We start from the raw sequence: 15,390 nt of genomic DNA on the forward strand, positions 1-15,390 counted from the left end.
TGGCTAGCGACTGATTTTCATGCTGCCGACCATCGCTTGTGGACGTACCCACTCGTCAAACTCGGCGTCGGTGAGATAGCCGAGTTTTAACGCCGAGGCCTTCAGCGTTAGCCCTTCTTTATGGGCTTTTTTGGCAATTTCTGCCGCTTTATCGTAGCCAATATGGGTATTGAGCGCCGTTACCAACATTAGCGATTCATTCAGCAGCTGATCGATACGTGCCCGGTTTGGCTCGATCCCCACCGCACAGTGCTCGTTGAAACTTGCCATTCCATCCGCCAGCAGGCGCACCGATTGCAGGAAATTATGAATCACCATCGGGCGATACACATTCAGCTCGAAATTGCCCGACGCGCCGCCCATATTCACCGCCACATCATTGCCCATTACCTGACAGCACAGCATGGTCATCGCTTCGCACTGCGTCGGGTTCACTTTGCCTGGCATTATCGAACTGCCAGGTTCATTTTCAGGGATCGACAGCTCACCAATACCACAGCGCGGGCCGGATGCCAGCCAGCGTACATCGTTAGCGATTTTCATCAACGATGCCGCCAGCCCTTTCAGTGCACCATGGGCGTGAACCAGCGCATCGCAGGTTGCTAACGCTTCGAATTTGTTTGGCGCGGTGATAAACGCCTGTTGGGTGATTGCCGCCAGTTCATTCGCCACGCGCCTGGCGTATTCCGGATGGGTGTTCAGGCCGGTGCCAACCGCCGTGCCACCCAGCGCCAGTTCGCTCAAGTGTGGCAGCGTTAAATCGATATGTTTTAGATTGTGTTCCAGCATCGCCACCCAGCCTGAAATCTCCTGCCCGAGCGTCAGCGGTGTGGCGTCCTGCAAATGGGTACGGCCAATTTTGACGATATCGGCGAAGGCGTGGGATTTTCCGCTCAGGGTCTTTTTCAGTCCCTGTAACTGCGGGATCAGGTTTTCGCGAATCGCTATCACCGCCGCAACGTGCATGGCGGTCGGGAATACGTCGTTCGAACTCTGACTTTTGTTCACATCGTCATTAGGATGAACTTTCCGCTCCATGCCACGCACGCCGCCGAGCAGCTCACTGGCGCGGTTGGCCAGCACTTCGTTCATATTCATGTTGCTCTGCGTACCAGAGCCCGTTTGCCAGATGGCGAGGGGAAATTCGTCTGCATGTTTGCCCGCCAGCACTTCGTCGGCGGCGCTGACGATAGCATTGGCTTTCTCAGCCGGAAGCAGCTGCAAATCCTGGTTGACCTTGGCGGCCGCGCGTTTGGTCAGCGCCAGCGCGGCAACCAGCGAGATCGGCATTTTTTCGGTGGATATGCGGAAATGTTCCAGCGAGCGCTGGGTTTGCGCGCCCCACAGCTTGTCTGCAGGAACCTCAATCGCGCCCATGGAGTCGATCTCGCGGCGTAACGTTGTCATGACTTTCTCCTTGAAATCAAAGTGAAGGGTTTCGACGAAGCTCACATGCCGTCCAGAACCTGTAGGCCCGATAAGCGCTAGCGCCATCGGGCAAAACAACAACGACTAAAACTACTTCACGCAGCGGTCGCACTGCGACGACTGAATCTGCTGGAAGAAATCGTTACCTTTATCGTCCACCAGGATAAACGCCGGGAAATCTTCAACGTCGATTTTCCAGATGGCTTCCATCCCCAGTTCCGGGTATTCGACGCACTCAAGGCTCTTGATACTGCCCTGCGCCAGTACGGCTGCCGGGCCACCGATGCTGCCGAGGTAGAACCCGCCGTGTTTGTGGCACGCGTCAGTCACCTGCTGGCTGCGGTTACCTTTGGCGAGCATGATCATGCTGCCGCCTTCCGCCTGTAATTGGTCGACGTAGGAATCCATACGCCCGGCGGTGGTTGGGCCGAGAGAGCCCGAGGCATACCCTTCCGGCGTTTTGGCCGGGCCTGCGTAGTAAATCGGGTGATCTTTCACGTACTGCGGCAGACCTTCGCCGTTGTCCATGCGCTCTTTGAGTTTCGCATGGGCGATGTCGCGGGCCACAATAATGGTGCCGTTTAGCGACAGACGGGTGGAAACCGGGAAGTCAGAAAGCTGGGCGAGGATCTCTTTCATCGGACGGTTGAGATCGATTTTTACCGCTTCGCCTTCTCCGGCATTGCGCAATGCCTCAGGAATATACTTGCCCGGATTGTGTTCCAGCTTCTCAATCCACACGCCTTCGCGGTTGATTTTCGCTTTGATATTGCGGTCTGCTGAACAGGATACGCCCATTCCCACCGGACACGATGCACCGTGACGCGGCAGGCGCACCACGCGAATGTCGTGGGCGAAGTATTTTCCGCCGAACTGCGCACCGAGGCCGAGGTTTTGCGCTTCAAGCAGTAATTCCTGCTCAAGCTGGATGTCACGGAACGCCTGGCCGTGCTCGTTACCTTCGGTCGGCAGGCCGTCGTAGTATTTAGTCGACGCCAGTTTAACCGTTTTCAGCGTCGCTTCTGCGGACGTACCGCCAATCACAAACGCGATGTGATACGGCGGGCACGCTGCGGTGCCGAGCGTACGCATTTTCTCGACCAGATAACCTTTCAACTTCGCCGGGGTGATCAGCGCTTTGGTTTCCTGATACAGATAGGTTTTGTTGGCGGAACCGCCGCCCTTGGCGATGCACAGGAACTTGTACTCTTCGCCGTCGACGCTGTAGAGATCAATCTGCGCAGGCAAGTTGGTGCCAGTGTTGACCTCTTTATACATGTCCAGCGGTGCGTTCTGTGAATAGCGCAGGTTGTCTTCGATGTAGGTGTCATACACGCCACGGGCCAGTGCCGCGTCATCGCCACCGCCAGTCCAGACGCGCTGGCCTTTTTTACCGACGATGATCGCCGTGCCGGTGTCCTGGCAGGTCGGCAGAATACCTTTCGCCGCGATATCAGAGTTGCGCAGGAACTGTAGCGCTACGTATTTATCGTTTTCGCTGGCTTCCGGGTCATTCAGAATATCGGCGACCTGCTGCTGATGCGCCGGGCGCAGCATAAAGGAGGCATCGTGGAACGCGTGTTTGGCCAGCAGCGTGAGCGCCTGCGGGTCGACTTTAAGGATTTCCTGACCTTCAAATTCGGTAACAGAGACGTGGTCTTTACTGAGGAGATAATATTCGGTGTCATCCTTTTTCAGAGGAAAAGGGTCCTGATAGATAAAGGGTTTGTTCGACATTGTACTCTCACTTACGACGTTGGCTGATTAATTCACGGGTCAGTTTTCCATAGACCCTGGGAAAAGCGAGTCCGCATATCCTACACAACTTTTTAACAAAAACTGAGACTAGTACGACTTTTTCCCTGAGAAGGTTACTTCTGTGCGGTTTATTGGTTTAATACGAACAGATAATTTCCTTATGAATACAGGGCTTGATAATGCAAAAACTCATCAACTCAGTGCAGAACTATGCCTGGGGTAGTAAAACTGCGTTAACGGAACTCTACGGTATCGCCAACCCGGACAACCTGCCAATGGCAGAACTCTGGATGGGTGCGCATCCGAAGAGCAGCTCAAAGATAACCGACGCCAGCGGCCAGGTCCGCAGTTTGCGTGACGTTATCGACGCCGATAAAGCCGCACTGCTGGGGAAAAACGTTGCCGACCGTTTCGGTGAACTGCCGTTCTTGTTTAAAGTGCTGTGCGCCGATAACCCGCTCTCGATTCAGGTTCACCCGAATAAGAAAGCGTCCGAAGACGGCTTTGCCAAAGAGAACGCCGCGGGTATTCCGCTGGACGCAGCCGAGCGTAACTACAAAGATCCGAACCACAAACCGGAGCTGGTGTTTGCTCTCACCCCGTTCCTGGCGATGAACGCTTTCCGCGAGTTTTCTGACATCGTCTCTCTGCTGCAGCCGGTTTCTGGGGCGCACACCTCTATCGCCCATTTCCTGCAAGAGCCGAGCGCCGAGCGTTTGAGCCAGCTGTTCGCCAGCCTGCTGAATATGCAGGGCGAGGAAAAATCCCGTGCTCTGGCCGTACTCAAAGCCGCACTCAACAGCCAGCAGGGCGAACCGTGGGAAACCATTCGCTTTATCGCTCAGTTCTACCCGGACGACAGCGGTCTGTTCTCGCCGCTGCTGCTGAACGTGGTGAAACTCAATCCAGGCGACGCGATGTTCCTGTTTGCAGAAACCCCACACGCTTACTTGCAGGGTGTGGCGCTGGAAGTGATGGCGAACTCCGATAACGTACTTCGTGCGGGTCTGACGCCGAAATACATCGACATCCCGGAACTGGTGGCGAACGTGAAATTCACGCCGAAACCGGCGGCCGAACTGCTGACGCAGCCGGCTAAAAACGGCTCTGAGCTTGATTTCCCGATCCCGGTCGACGATTTTGCTTTCTCTTTGCACGACCTGAGCACGGCGGGTGCCGACGTTGCTCAGCAGAGCGCTGCGATCCTGTTTTGTGTTGAAGGTGAAGCCGTATTGCGTAAAGGTGAACAGCAGCTGGTGCTGAAGCCTGGCGAGTCCGCTTTTGTCTCCGCCAACGACTCGCCGGTTAATCTGAGCGGCGTCGGCCGTGTCGCGCGGGTTTTTAATAAGCTCAAGTAAATACTGAAGATCGGGGCAACTCTTGCTAAGCTTGAGGCAGCCTAACGACATCACAGGCGGACGATTCCGCCTGTTTTTATTTTATGGACAAACGCTATGAAAAAATCGCTGGTTGCAGTTGGAATTATTGTGGCTTTAGGAGTGGTGTGGACCGGGGGATCCTGGTACACCGGTAAACAGCTGGAAGGCCGTCTGGCCGATATGGTTGCGCAGACCAATGCGCAGCTCGCAAGCACCGCGCCAGAAGCCGGTATTCAGCTGGCCTATCAAAACTACCAGCGCGGCGTGTTCAGCAGCCATCTTCAGATGGTGGTTAAACCGGTAGACGGCGCGAAAAGCAGCTGGCTGAAACCCGGTCAGACCATTGTACTGGATGAAAACGTGTCTCACGGTCCGTTCCCAATAGCATCGCTAAAAACCTTTAACCTCGCCCCGGCGATGGCGACCGTTGAGTCAAAACTGGTGAACAATGAGGCCAGTAAGCACCTGTTCGAACTGGCGAAAGGTCAGTCACCGTTTGATATCAGCACCCGCATCAGCTATGCCGGCGACACCCGCTCCGACATCAGCCTTAAACCATTAAATTATGAAAAAGGCGAAGAGAAAGTCGCCTTCAGCGGCGGTGAATTCCAGCTTGATGCAGACCGCGATGGCAACGCTTTCGCTCTGAACGGCGACATGGAAAACGGCGTGATTAACGCGGTTAACGAATACAACCAGAAAGTACAGGTCACCTTCAACAACCTGAAAACCAGCGGCGACAGCAAGCTCACCAGCTTCTCAGAACGCATCGGCAATCAAAAATTGACGCTGGATAAAATGGCGATTTCCGTGGAAGGCAAAGAGTTGGCCCTGCTCGACGGCATGACCATCGACGGTAAATCCAACCTGTCGAAAGACGGTAAAACCATCGACGCGACGCTTGACTACGCGCTCAACAGCCTGAAGCTTCAGGGTCAGGACATGGGCAGCAGCAAACTGGCGCTGAAAATTGGTCAGATTGACGGCCAGGCGTGGCACCAGTTCAGCCAGCAGTACAACGGTCAGGTTCAGGCCCTGCTTGCGCAGCCTGGCGTGATGGATAATCCGGAAGTGTATCAGCAAAAAGTGACCGAAGCGTTCTTCGGCGCCCTGCCGCTGCTGCTGAAAGGCGAGCCAGTGATTACCGTGGCACCGCTGAGCTGGAAAAACAGCAAAGGCGAAACCACCTTTAATCTGTCACTGTTCCTGAAAGATCCGTCCCAGGCGACCATCGCTCCGCAGACGCTGGCGCAAGAAGTCGATCGCAGCGTGAAATCGCTCGACAGCAAACTGGTCATCCCAATGGATATGGCGACCGAGTTTATGACTCAGGTAGCGCGTCTGGAAGGTTATCAGCAGGCTGATGCCGAGAAGCTGGCAAGCCAGCAGGTGAAAGGCCTGGCGGCGATGGGTCAGATGTTCCGCATCACCACCCAACAGGACAACAACATTCAGTCCAGCCTGCAATATTCGAACGGTCAGGTCTCCCTCAACGGACAGAAAATGCCACTGGCTGATTTTGTCGGGATGTTCGGCGTGCCGGATGTGGCTATTCCAGCGCCGCAGAGTGACGCTCCAGCCCCTGAACCACAGGGTCAAGAAGCACCTGCACCGGAAGACGCAACCCCGGCCATCGCGCCAAACTGATAAAAGAACCGGCAGCCCTGCTGCCGGTTTTATTGCTGTTTGACCAGCCGCGGCGGCATAATCTGATTACGTGCCGTACTCTTTCTGTCTTCGATTCGCTGTAGCATTCTTTCCGCCACGCTTTTTCCCATTTCCCGGGCCGGGGTTATCACCCAACTCATCGGGGCATCATCGAGATCTTTTTCCGGTACATCAGCAAACGCCGCTAACGCAACCCGTTTATCGTAGTAATCGACCGCATGCTCGCCACTCTGCCAGCCTGCACGCATCAACCCCAGCCACGCGCCCATCGCTACCACGTTGTTGTAACACACCACTGCGGTGATGGTTGGATTATGCCTAAGGAGCTGTGTCAGCGCCTGTGACGCCTGTTTCTGGCTGGTTTCGCACTCAACGACCCATTCGCTGTGGAACGGTAAACCAAATTTCAGCAGCGTGGCGCAATAACCCCCGACGCGCTCCGCACGGGTTAACGACGCGCTCAGCCCCCCGAGCCAGGCGATGCGCTGGTGTCCACGTCGGATAAGATGTTCGGTTATCATTTGCGCCGCCTGCATGTTGTCAGGCCGGATTAAATCCACGTCATCGAGATAGCTTGCCCTGGAGGCGAAAACTAACGGCACCCCGCTTTCATCGGCTTTGTCACGCAACTCCATGCCCTGGTCCACCGAACCGGCGATCACCACGCCGTCCACACCCTGCGACACCAGGGTCGCGAAGCGCTGAAGCATATGTTCGCCCTTCTTCCCTCCCTGGGTGAGAAACACCATTTTGCCTTGCGATTCGAGAGCGTCGATAAGCCCGGCGGCCAGCTCGGCGTAAAAGGGTGAACTGAGATCGCCGACAATCAGTCCGATAACCCCCGTTTGACCGCCGCGCAGCGATGCCGCCTGACGGTTACGTACAAATCCGAGATGTTCAATCGCCTGACTGACGCGCTCACCCGTGGCGGTAGAAATACGCCCTTTGCCACTTAACACCAGCGAAACGGTGGCGACCGACACCCCCGCAGCATGCGCGACATCGTTAATGGTGACTTTTTTTGCAATGGCCATGCGCCGCTTGCCACTCCTGTGTAGCGATAAAACGTTTTATCAATGGGTTATATTTATAAACCTTATCAGAGTTTGATTGTGTGATTTACCTCGCACTAAAAAAAGGTAAAACGTTTTATCTTTCCGCTGCATTCTACAACACCAACAGCAATCTCAGGACAAGGAGTCGTTATATGACGGCGAAAGCAGCACCAAAAATCACCCTCTGGGAATTTTTCCAGCAATTGGGTAAAACCTTCATGCTGCCAGTGGCACTACTCTCTTTCTGCGGGATCATGATGGGGATCGGCAGCTCGCTGAGCAGCCATGACGTCACCACGCTGCTGCCGTGGCTGGATACCCCTTTCCTGCAGGCCATTTTCATCTGGATGGGTAAAGTCGGTTCGTTCGCCTTCAGCTTCCTGCCGGTGATGTTCTGTATCGCAATCCCACTGGGACTGGCGCGTGATAACAAAGGCGTTGCGGCCTTTGCCGGTTTTGTTGGCTTCGCGGTGATGAACCTCGGCGTTAACTTCTGGCTGACGGCGCAAGGCATTCTGCCGACAACGGATGCCGCCATTCTGAAAGCCAACAACATCCAGAACGTGATTGGTATTCAGTCGATTGATACCGGTATTCTCGGCGCGGTTATCTGCGGCATTATCGTCTGGATGCTGCACGAGCGTTTCCATACCATTCGCCTGCCGGATGCGCTGGCATTCTTCGGCGGCACCCGTTTCGTGCCGATCATCACTACCGTGGTGCTCGGCCTGGTAGGACTTGTCATTCCATTGATTTGGCCTGTGTTCGCAAAAGGCATCAACGCCCTCGGCTACGTGATTAACGAAGCCGGTGAGTTTGGTCCGATGATCTTCGGCACCGGCGAGCGTCTGCTGCTGCCATTCGGCCTGCACCACATTCTTGTCGCACTGATCCGCTTCTCTGAAGCCGGCGGCACCATGGACGTTTGCGGTCATTCAGTGAGCGGCGCGCTGACTATCTTCCAGGCGCAGCTGAGCTGCCCGACCACACAAGGCTTCTCCGAAAGCGCAACCCGCTTCCTGTCACAGGGCAAAATGCCAGCCTTCCTCGGCGGCCTGCCGGGTGCTGCACTGGCGATGTACCACTGCGCACGTCCGGAAAACCGTCATAAAATTAAAGGCCTGCTGATCTCCGGCGTGGTTGCCTGCGTTGTGGGCGGCACCACAGAACCGCTGGAATTCCTGTTCCTGTTCGTGGCTCCGGTACTGTATGTCATCCACGCCCTGTTAACCGGCCTTGGCTTCACCGTGATGGCGGTATTGGGTGTGACCATCGGTAATACCGACGGCAACATCATCGACTTCGTGGTATTTGGGATCCTGCACGGTCTGGCGACCAAGTGGTATCTGGTGCCGGTGGTGGCAATCATCTGGTTCGTTACCTACTACGCTATCTTCCGCTTCGCTATCACCCGCTTTAACCTCAAAACGCCGGGTCGTGATATCGAAACGGCATCCAGCGTGGAAAAAGCAATGACAGGCACTATCGGTAAATCGGGCTACAACGTTCCGGCTATTCTGGCGGCACTCGGCGGCGCGGATAACATCACTAACCTGGATAACTGTCTGACCCGTCTTCGTCTGTCGGTTGACGACATGACCAAAGTCGACGTTGAAGCTTTAAAAGCGAACCGTGCCATCGGGGTGGTCCAGCTGAACCAGCACAGTCTGCAGGTCGTGATTGGCCCGCAGGTGCAATCGGTGAAAGATGAAATGGCGACACTGATGCACAGCGTCGAGGCGTAAATCTCCTTTCCCCCTTCGCCCTGAAGGGGGACAATGTTTCCTTACCCGTTTTGACCGAAATGGAGTTTCCGATGTTTGATTTCTCAACGGTCGTCGACCGCCACGGTACCTGGTGTACCCAGTGGGATTACGTCGCAGACCGCTTCGGCGTTGCCGATTTGCTGCCTTTCACTATCTCGGATATGGATTTCCCAACCGCACCTTGCGTGCTCGAGGCTATCAGCCAGCGTCTGAGCCACGGCGTCCTCGGCTACAGCCGCTGGAAAAATGACGAGTTTCTCGGTGCCATTCAGCACTGGTTCCAGACGCGTTTTGACAGCGCGATTAACACCGAACACCTGGTGTATGGCCCGTCGGTTATCTACATGGTTTCCCAGATGATCCGCCAATGGTCTGACGTGGGCGACGGCATCGTGGTGCAAACGCCGGCCTATGACGCATTCTACAAAGCGATTGAAGGCAATCAGCGTACTATCGCCGCCGTGCCACTGCATCAGACGGCCGAAGGCTGGGGCTGCGATATGGCCCTGTTGGAAAGCGTGCTCGCCGAACCGCATAACAAAGTGCTGCTGCTGTGCAGCCCACATAACCCGACCGGGAAAGTGTGGACACGTGCTGAGCTGACTTCCATCGCTACACTGTGTCAGAAGCACAATGTGAAAGTGATCAGTGATGAAATCCATATGGATATGACGTGGGACGGACATCGGCATATTCCGTGGTGCGAAGTGGCACAGAGCGACTGGGCGCTGTTCACGTCGGGCTCCAAGAGTTTCAACATTCCAGCGCTCACCGGCGCGTACGGCCTGATTGGCAATGAAACCTCGCGCAACGATTATCTCAGCGCGCTGAAAGGCCGCGATGGGCTCTCTTCCCCCTCGATTCCCGCGGTGGTCGCGCACATTGCAGCCTATCAGCAAGGTGCTCCGTGGCTGGATGCGCTGCGCAATTATTTGCAGGGCAATATGCGTTTTATTGCCCGCGAGCTGAACGCCGCGTTTCCGGAACTGAACTGGCAGCCGCCAGAATCCACCTATCTGGCGTGGATTGATTTACGTCCGCTGCACATTGACGACAAACTGCTGCAAAAAGTCCTTATTGAGCAGCAAAAAGTGGCCATCATGCCGGGTTATACCTATGGTGAAGAAGGCAACGGTTTTGTCCGTCTGAATGCAGGCTGCCCGCGCAGTAAACTTGAGCGTGGCATTCAGGGTTTGATCAACGCCATTCACGCCGTTCGCTGAATCCATTGCGCAACGGAGATTTTCGTTGCGCAAAATAGCTTTCCCATCCGCATTGACTCTATAATACCTCGCACTTTAACTAAAAAAAGAGTGCGACCATGATTAATAAAGACCTGCCCCTGACAGACATTCATCGCCACCTTGACGGCAACATTCGCGCACAAACCATCCTTGAACTCGGTCGCCAGCATAATATTGCGCTTCCTGCTTCCACTCTGGACACTCTGCGCCCGCATGTGCAGGTCACCAGCCTTGAGCCTGATCTTGTCAGCTTCCTGAGTAAACTCGATTGGGGCGTGAAGGTGCTGGCGGATCTCGACGCCTGTCGCCGCGTCGCCTACGAAAATATTGAAGATGCTGCACGTAACGGCCTGCACTACGTTGAACTGCGTTTTTCTCCGGGCTATATGGCGATGACGCACAACCTGCCGGTAGCGGGCGTGGTAGAAGCGGTGATCGCTGGGGTGAAACAGGGCTGCCGTGACTTCCCGGTTCAGGCGAACCTGATTGGCATCATGAGTCGTACCTTCGGCGAGACTGCCTGCGAACAGGAGCTCAACGCCCTGCTCGCCCATCGCGACAGTATCACCGCGCTGGATTTGGCCGGTGATGAACTGGGTTTCCCTGGCAGCCTGTTCCTCAACCATTTCAATCGCGCGCGTGACGCGGGCTGGCGTATCACCGTCCATGCGGGCGAAGCGGCTGGTCCGGAAAGCATCTGGCAGGCAATTCGTGAACTGGGCGCGGAGCGTATCGGCCACGGCGTGAAGGCAATAGAAGACCGCGCCCTGATGGATTTCCTCGCAGAGCAGCGCATCGGCATTGAATCCTGTCTGACCTCCAACATTCAGACCAGTACCGTGCCGTCGCTTGAGCGTCATCCTCTGAAGATTTTCCTGGAACATGGCGTGCTGGCATCGCTGAACACCGACGACCCGGCGGTTCAGGGAATCGATATTATTCACGAGTACGAAGTTGCGGCCCCGGCGGCGGGCCTTTCGGCTACGCAGATTCGTCAGGCGCAGATTAACGGTCTGGAAATTGCCTTCCTGTCGGCGCAGGAGAAACAGGCGCTGATTGAGAAAGTGAAAGCAGCATAATAAAACGCCCGGCGGCGCGCTGCTCGCCAGGCCTACAACAGCGAAATGTAGGCCCGGTAAGCGCTAGCGCCACCGGGCAAGTCATCACGTCAGGCTCAGCGTCGAACGATGTTTCGCTGATTCAATCCCCAGCTCAATCAATTCCATAATCTGAATCGCCTGGCTGGCCGGAACCGGGTTCTCACCGCTGCCGTTCAGCGCATCGCGGATACCCGCGTAGTACGCCGGATAGTTGCCCGGTACCGTCAGCCACGTTTCTTCTGTACGCTCATCACCGTCCACCCGCGTGACTACCCCATCGCGCATGTCGTATCCCCAATCCTCTTGCGGAAGACGTTCGCCATTTTTCAGGCGTTCTTCCTGCGGATCCAGACCGTACTTCACGTAGCTTGCGCGGGTACCGTGCACGATATAACGTGCAGACTCCGCCGCCGCCAGCAGCGTACCGTGCAGAACCACACGACGCTGTGGATAGGTCAGGACGGCATGGAAATAATCCGTAGACTGCGCGCCCGGACGCAACTGCGCCAGATCGACCGTCAGGCTGACCGGCAGGCCGAACAGATTTACCGCCTGGTCAAGCAGATGTGGCGCCAGATCGTACCAGATGCCGCTGCCCGGACCGCCCTGTTCGCGCCAGCGGTTACGCACCTCCGGACGATAGCGGTCGAAATGCGATTCAAAGAAGGTCACTTCCCCGAGCGTACCATCAGCAATTAATGCCTTCACGGTCAAAAAATCACTGTCCCAGCGGCGGTTGTGGAACACGGAAAGCAGTCGGCCCAGGCTGCGGGCTAACGCATCCAGCTCACGCGCTTGTGACAACGTCACGGTAAACGGTTTGTCCACTACCACGTGTTTACCCGCTTCCAGCGCGGCTTTAGCCAGCGGGAAATGGGTATCGTTAGGCGTAGGAATGACAATCAAATCGATGCTGGGATCGTTGAAGAGATGCTTTGGCTCAGAGACGACTTTCACGCCCGGCCAGTCCGCTTTCACCTTCGCTTCATCGCTACTGGAAACAGCCGCCAGCTCCAAGCCCGGCGTACCGCTGATCAGCGGCGCGTGGAAGGTTTTACTCGCGTAGCCATAGCCAATTAATCCGACCCGGATAGTGTCACTCATGTTATCGCCCTCATCTGTGGATGTCCGTCATTTCACAACATATGCAGGATGCTCACAACCAATTATTAACATTATCCCCCTTCCGTCATGACAAGCGCTGTAACTTTCAGCTGTGGTGAAAAAATCCGCAAGATTGTTCCGCAACGCCCTGGCCCGAAAGCCATGTTCCTGGTAATATTTCGCCCCTGGATAATTTTGGACATTGATTGTTATGACTATGGTATTTAATCGCATCGTCGAGCTGGTGGGCTGGATTGTGCTTGGGGTGTGCGTTTTGCTGCTCGTTGCAGCGCATCATATTGATAATTACCAGCCACCAGAGCAGCCTGTTGCGGCCCAGTCGCATAAGTAAGCGCCAGAAAGTGACCTCGGTCGCAACTATGTAACCGGTTTCAGAAACCGGTTGCAGACCCACATCCTCACTCCTTACACTGGACTTATCTCATCGATAAGGAGCGTGTAATGGCTGCATTTCCGAAAGACTTTCTCTGGGGCGCTGCAACCGCCGCGTATCAGGTTGAAGGCGCGCATAACGAAGATGGCAAAGGACTTTCCATCTGGGACGTATTCTCTCATCTCCCCGGTACGACCTGGCAGGACACCAATGGTGACGTCGCCGTAGATCACTACCACCGTATGCAGGAAGACGTGGCGCTGATGGCCGAAATGGGCCTGCAAAGCTACCGATTTTCCATCTCCTGGCCTCGCCTGCTGCCCAACGGGCGCGGTACGGTCAACGAAGCCGGGGTCAAGTTTTACAGTGATCTGATAGACACCCTGCTGGCGCACAACATTGTGCCAATGATTACCCTTTACCACTGGGATCTGCCGCAGGCCTTGCAGGATGAAGGTGGCTGGGAAGTTCGCTCGACGGCACACGCCTTCGAAGAGTACGCGCGCCTGTGTTATTCGCGCTACGGCGACCGCGTTAAGCTGTGGGCGACCTTCAACGAAACCATCGTATTTATCGGTCATGGTTATATTACCGGCAGCCATCCGCCTTCCGTGCGTGACCCGGCGAGAGCCGTTCAGGCCTGCCACCAGGTCTTTATCGCTCATGCGCTGGCGGTGAAAGCCTTCCGCGAAATGAACGTTCAGGGCGAGATCGGTTTTGTGAACGTGCTGCAACCGCACACCGCGCTGACCAACAGCCCGGAAGACCGCATTGCCACAGAGATTGCCGATGCCATTCACACCCACTGGCTGTACGACCCGGTATTGAAAGGCCATTACCCGGAAACGTTACTGGCGCAAACCCAGGCGCTGTGGGACGTGCCCCGCTTTGAGCCGGGCGATGACGAACTGCTGCGCAACAACATCTGCGACTTTATTGGGCTGAACTACTATCGCCGTGAAACCGTAGTCGCCAACCCAGATGAAACGAAAACCGCCAGCAATCACAACGGTGAACCGAACAGCGGCGCGGAATTCGGCTTTAAAGACTTGTTTAAATTCGTCCGCAATCCGGAGGGTGTTTATACCGACTGGGACTGGGAAATCTGGCCGCAGGGGTTAACTGACGGCATCATGATGATCAAAGAACGCTACGGCGATATTCCGATGTATATCACCGAAAATGGCCTCGGCGCAAAAGACCCGATTATTGACGGGGAAATTATCGACGAGCCCCGAATCGACTATTTGCGCATGCATATCGACGCAATGGAAAAAGCCATGGCGCAAGGTGCTGACGTTCGCGGATATTACCCGTGGTCATTTATTGATTTATTGAGCTGGCTGAACGGATACAAAAAACAGTACGGTTTTGTTTATGTCGATCACCAACAAAACCTGGCCCGTAAGCGTAAAAAGAGCTTCTTCTGGTATCAAAACGTGATTACCACTCGCGGTGAACAACGTTAATCTTCCTCACCAGGCGCCGTCCGGCGCCTGGTATTTAGCTTAGAAAATTCTCAATTTAAATCTTACAGCAACAGAATCACGTTTTGTGCTTGTTTTTGGTATTTTTAGCCTAAATAATCCATGTAAATCTTATCGCCTGGTCTCCTTGCCCTGACTGGCGAAGATTGCCCTCACCAGGTTATTTTTACCTAATAAATACAACATCAAAAATGGAAGAACGCTAATATGACCGTTCAGGATTATTTATTAAAATTCCGAAAGATCAGTTCTCTTGAAAGTCTGGAAAAGCTTTTTGATCATCTTAATTACTCGCTGACGGATACCCAGGAAATCGTGAATATGTATCGCGCGGCCGATCACCGACGCGCAGAACTGGTTTCCGGCGGGCGTCTCTACGACGTAGGTCAGGTGCCGAAGACCGTCTGGCGCTACGTGCAATAAAGACTGTTTTCTCACGCGTCAGTTGCTTATACTTCTCGCCCTGCATTTTTGACTGACGCTGATTCTGGAGAAGTAATGTCCGCTGAACCGACAGAAGAACGTATTGGTGGCTGGCTGCTCGCCCCGCTCGCCTGGCTCATCGTGGCCTTACTCAGCGCTTCGCTGGCTGTCCTGTTGTACGCAGGCGTGCTGTTGTCGCCTGCCGCACGTTCGAATCTGGCCGCTTTAACAACGACCAATTTAAGTCTGTGGCTACTGTCTCTGGTTTTTGCAGTCGGCATGTGGTGTTACACCCTGTGGCTAACTGCGGCATTCTTTAAACGCCGGAAGCTGGTGCCTAAGCATTATATTATCTGGCTGCTGATTTCAGTGCTGCTGGCGGTGAAAGCCTTTGCCTTCGCACCGGTGTCTGATGCCCTCGCATTACGCCAGCTACTGTTCCCGTTACTGGCCACCGCGCTGCTGGTTCCGTATTTCAAGCGTTCAGAGCGCGTGAAACGGACCTTCATCAAGCCGTAATAACCCTACAGATAATCTGTTGTCGCCTGCTGCGGTTTGACCGATAATAGGCGGCTTTTTTTCGT

Annotated in this window: 13 protein-coding genes; 9 read left to right on the forward strand and 4 right to left on the reverse strand. The window is 55.0% G+C overall.

Annotated elements, in window-relative coordinates:
- Positions 1 to 3: 3 nt before the first annotated feature.
- Both fumC and fumA read right to left on the reverse strand, forming a co-directional pair.
- Positions 4 to 1,407, reverse strand: a complete 1,404-nt coding sequence (gene fumC / locus MUU47_RS11825) for a class II fumarate hydratase (RefSeq protein ID WP_258988402.1) — start codon at positions 1,405 to 1,407, stop codon at positions 4 to 6.
- A gap of 111 nt (positions 1,408 to 1,518) precedes the next feature.
- Entirely contained in the window at positions 1,519 to 3,165 is a 1,647-nt protein-coding gene (fumA, locus tag MUU47_RS11830; RefSeq protein WP_258988404.1) for a class I fumarate hydratase FumA, read from the reverse strand.
- A 200-nt stretch (positions 3,166 to 3,365) separates the two neighbouring features.
- Here fumA and manA point away from each other — a divergent pair, with 200 nt between their 5' ends.
- Entirely contained in the window at positions 3,366 to 4,544 is a 1,179-nt protein-coding gene (gene manA / locus MUU47_RS11835) for a mannose-6-phosphate isomerase (RefSeq protein WP_258988405.1), read from the forward strand.
- 96 nt (positions 4,545 to 4,640) lie between these two features.
- The gene (locus MUU47_RS11840; protein ID WP_258988406.1) at positions 4,641 to 6,212 is read left to right on the forward strand and encodes a YdgA family protein; all 1,572 of its coding nucleotides are present in this window, start codon (positions 4,641 to 4,643) and stop codon (positions 6,210 to 6,212) included.
- 29 nt (positions 6,213 to 6,241) lie between these two features.
- Here the strand turns inward: MUU47_RS11840 and MUU47_RS11845 are convergent, their stop codons facing one another.
- Positions 6,242 to 7,267 (reverse strand): Mal regulon transcriptional regulator MalI, encoded by a 1,026-nt coding sequence (locus tag MUU47_RS11845; RefSeq protein WP_258988407.1) that lies wholly within the window; start codon positions 7,265 to 7,267, stop codon positions 6,242 to 6,244.
- Positions 7,268 to 7,440: 173 nt separating this feature from the next.
- On the opposite strand from MUU47_RS11845, the gene malX reads away from it, so the two are divergent.
- From malX to add, 3 genes are all read left to right on the forward strand, one after another.
- Positions 7,441 to 9,033, forward strand: coding sequence for a maltose/glucose-specific PTS transporter subunit IIBC (gene malX / locus MUU47_RS11850; protein ID WP_258988408.1), 1,593 nt, complete (start codon positions 7,441 to 7,443; stop codon positions 9,031 to 9,033).
- Positions 9,034 to 9,104: 71 nt separating this feature from the next.
- Positions 9,105 to 10,277 (forward strand): MalY/PatB family protein, encoded by a 1,173-nt coding sequence (locus tag MUU47_RS11855; protein WP_258988409.1) that lies wholly within the window; start codon positions 9,105 to 9,107, stop codon positions 10,275 to 10,277.
- Between the two features lie 98 nt (positions 10,278 to 10,375).
- Positions 10,376 to 11,377 (forward strand): adenosine deaminase, encoded by a 1,002-nt coding sequence (gene add, locus MUU47_RS11860; RefSeq protein WP_258988410.1) that lies wholly within the window; start codon positions 10,376 to 10,378, stop codon positions 11,375 to 11,377.
- An 84-nt stretch (positions 11,378 to 11,461) separates the two neighbouring features.
- Here add and MUU47_RS11865 read toward each other — a convergent pair whose 3' ends face one another.
- Entirely contained in the window at positions 11,462 to 12,502 is a 1,041-nt protein-coding gene (locus MUU47_RS11865) for an oxidoreductase (protein ID WP_258988411.1), read from the reverse strand.
- A gap of 211 nt (positions 12,503 to 12,713) precedes the next feature.
- On the opposite strand from MUU47_RS11865, the gene blr reads away from it, so the two are divergent.
- The 4 genes from blr to MUU47_RS11885 all read left to right on the forward strand — a co-directional run bounded on the left by blr (position 12,714) and on the right by MUU47_RS11885 (position 15,325).
- Positions 12,714 to 12,854 (forward strand): division septum protein Blr, encoded by a 141-nt coding sequence (gene blr, locus MUU47_RS11870; RefSeq protein ID WP_258988412.1) that lies wholly within the window; start codon positions 12,714 to 12,716, stop codon positions 12,852 to 12,854.
- A 110-nt stretch (positions 12,855 to 12,964) separates the two neighbouring features.
- A complete protein-coding gene (locus tag MUU47_RS11875) occupies positions 12,965 to 14,365 on the forward strand; it encodes a GH1 family beta-glucosidase (protein ID WP_258988413.1) in 1,401 nt (466 codons plus the stop codon).
- Positions 14,366 to 14,590: 225 nt separating this feature from the next.
- On the forward strand, positions 14,591 to 14,806 hold the full coding sequence (gene ydgT, locus MUU47_RS11880) for a transcription modulator YdgT (RefSeq protein ID WP_159767915.1): 216 nt from the start codon (positions 14,591 to 14,593) through the stop codon (positions 14,804 to 14,806).
- Between the two features lie 75 nt (positions 14,807 to 14,881).
- Positions 14,882 to 15,325 carry a DUF2569 domain-containing protein gene (locus MUU47_RS11885; RefSeq protein ID WP_159756160.1) on the forward strand — a complete coding sequence of 148 codons (444 nt, stop codon included), beginning with the start codon at positions 14,882 to 14,884 and terminating at the stop codon, positions 15,323 to 15,325.
- Positions 15,326 to 15,390: the final 65 nt, after the last annotated feature.

The organism is Scandinavium hiltneri, from assembly GCF_024764835.1.
Lineage (GTDB): Bacteria > Pseudomonadota > Gammaproteobacteria > Enterobacterales > Enterobacteriaceae > Scandinavium > Scandinavium hiltneri.

What these genes read in the sequence shown, in the direction of transcription:
- fumA (WP_258988404.1), bottom strand. Translation starts at nt 3,165, where the DNA reads ATGTCGAACAAACCCTTTATCTATCAGGACCCTTTTCCTCTGAAAAAG.
- MUU47_RS11855 (WP_258988409.1), top strand. Translation starts at nt 9,105, where the DNA reads ATGTTTGATTTCTCAACGGTCGTCGACCGCCACGGTACCTGGTGTACC.
- ydgT (WP_159767915.1), top strand. Translation starts at nt 14,591, where the DNA reads ATGACCGTTCAGGATTATTTATTAAAATTCCGAAAGATCAGTTCTCTT.
- fumC (WP_258988402.1), bottom strand. Translation starts at nt 1,407, where the DNA reads ATGACAACGTTACGCCGCGAGATCGACTCCATGGGCGCGATTGAGGTT.
- MUU47_RS11840 (WP_258988406.1), top strand. Translation starts at nt 4,641, where the DNA reads ATGAAAAAATCGCTGGTTGCAGTTGGAATTATTGTGGCTTTAGGAGTG.
- MUU47_RS11885 (WP_159756160.1), top strand. Translation starts at nt 14,882, where the DNA reads ATGTCCGCTGAACCGACAGAAGAACGTATTGGTGGCTGGCTGCTCGCC.
- MUU47_RS11865 (WP_258988411.1), bottom strand. Translation starts at nt 12,502, where the DNA reads ATGAGTGACACTATCCGGGTCGGATTAATTGGCTATGGCTACGCGAGT.
- blr (WP_258988412.1), top strand. Translation starts at nt 12,714, where the DNA reads ATGACTATGGTATTTAATCGCATCGTCGAGCTGGTGGGCTGGATTGTG.
- add (WP_258988410.1), top strand. Translation starts at nt 10,376, where the DNA reads ATGATTAATAAAGACCTGCCCCTGACAGACATTCATCGCCACCTTGAC.
- malX (WP_258988408.1), top strand. Translation starts at nt 7,441, where the DNA reads ATGACGGCGAAAGCAGCACCAAAAATCACCCTCTGGGAATTTTTCCAG.
- manA (WP_258988405.1), top strand. Translation starts at nt 3,366, where the DNA reads ATGCAAAAACTCATCAACTCAGTGCAGAACTATGCCTGGGGTAGTAAA.
- MUU47_RS11845 (WP_258988407.1), bottom strand. Translation starts at nt 7,267, where the DNA reads ATGGCCATTGCAAAAAAAGTCACCATTAACGATGTCGCGCATGCTGCG.
- MUU47_RS11875 (WP_258988413.1), top strand. Translation starts at nt 12,965, where the DNA reads ATGGCTGCATTTCCGAAAGACTTTCTCTGGGGCGCTGCAACCGCCGCG.